A 933-nucleotide genomic window follows, 5' to 3' on the forward strand; every position below is an offset into this window, starting at 1 on the left:
ATGCGTTTGGTGGCGATGGCGGAGGGGTTCCACACGTACCCATCCCGAACACGACCGTTAAGCCCTCTAGCGCCGATGGTACTTGGACCGCAGGGTCCTGGGAGAGTAGGACGCCGCCAAGCGAACTCTTTCATCATACATAGAAAACAGGCTCTGCATGTGGACGTTGTACGATGAATTGCATTTGCCCTGCAAATGCATATTATTCCCTGATAGCTCAGTTGGTAGAGCACTCGACTGTTAATCGAGTTGTCACAGGTTCGAGCCCTGTTCGGGGAGCCATTTGCTCTCATAGCTCAGTAGGTAGAGTGCATCCATGGTAAGGATGAGGTCACCGGTTCGATCCCGGTTGAGAGCTTTGGAAATGGGGCCCGTTGGTCAAGGGGTTAAGACACCTCCCTTTCACGGAGGTAACAGGGGTTCGAATCCCCTACGGGTCATATAGATGGAGGCTTAGCTCAGCTGGGAGAGCATCTGCCTTACAAGCAGAGGGTCGGGGGTTCGATCCCCTCAGCCTCCACCATCTAATTTATTGGGGATTAGCCAAGCGGTAAGGCAACGGACTTTGACTCCGTCATGCATAGGTTCAAATCCTATATCCCCAGCCATTTTATGAGTCATTAGCTCAGTTGGTAGAGCACCTGACTTTTAATCAGGGTGTCGAAGGTTCGAGCCCTTCATGACTCACCATTATATGCGSKYGTGGCGGAATTGGCAGACGCACTAGACTTAGGATCTAGCGTCTTTGACGTGGGGGTTCAAGTCCCTCCACGCGCATCCTTTATTTGCGGAAGTGGCTCAGCGGTAGAGCATCGCCTTGCCAAGGCGAGGGTCGCGGGTTCGATTCCCGTCTTCCGCTCCAATATTTGCGCCCTTAGCTCAGCTGGATAGAGCGTTTGACTACGAATCAAAAGGCCGGGAGTTCGAATCTCT

The 933-nt window shown here is 52.8% G+C and carries 8 tRNA genes and 1 rRNA gene; all 9 read left to right on the top strand.

The window, feature by feature from the left end:
• Window positions 1-5: 5 nt before the first annotated feature.
• Window positions 6-122: ribosomal RNA gene (gene rrf, locus AB4111_RS30945) — 5S ribosomal RNA — on the top strand.
• Between the two features lie 84 nt (window positions 123-206).
• Window positions 207-282, top strand: a tRNA-Asn gene (locus AB4111_RS30950).
• Window positions 283-285: 3 nt separating this feature from the next.
• Window positions 286-358: transfer RNA gene (locus AB4111_RS30955), tRNA-Thr, on the top strand.
• Window positions 359-368: 10 nt separating this feature from the next.
• Window positions 369-440 (top strand) — tRNA-Glu (locus AB4111_RS30960).
• Between the two features lie 7 nt (window positions 441-447).
• A tRNA-Val gene (locus tag AB4111_RS30965) sits at window positions 448-523 on the top strand.
• Window positions 524-533: 10 nt separating this feature from the next.
• Window positions 534-608: transfer RNA gene (locus tag AB4111_RS30970), tRNA-Gln, on the top strand.
• Between the two features lie 6 nt (window positions 609-614).
• Window positions 615-690: transfer RNA gene (locus AB4111_RS30975), tRNA-Lys, on the top strand.
• 6 nt (window positions 691-696) lie between these two features.
• A tRNA-Leu gene (locus AB4111_RS30980) sits at window positions 697-777 on the top strand.
• Window positions 778-787: 10 nt separating this feature from the next.
• Window positions 788-862 (top strand) — tRNA-Gly (locus tag AB4111_RS30985).
• Window positions 863-933: the final 71 nt, after the last annotated feature.

Source organism: Paenibacillus sp. 2KB_22, assembly GCF_052115745.1.
In the GTDB taxonomy this organism is placed as follows: domain Bacteria; phylum Bacillota; class Bacilli; order Paenibacillales; family Paenibacillaceae; genus Paenibacillus.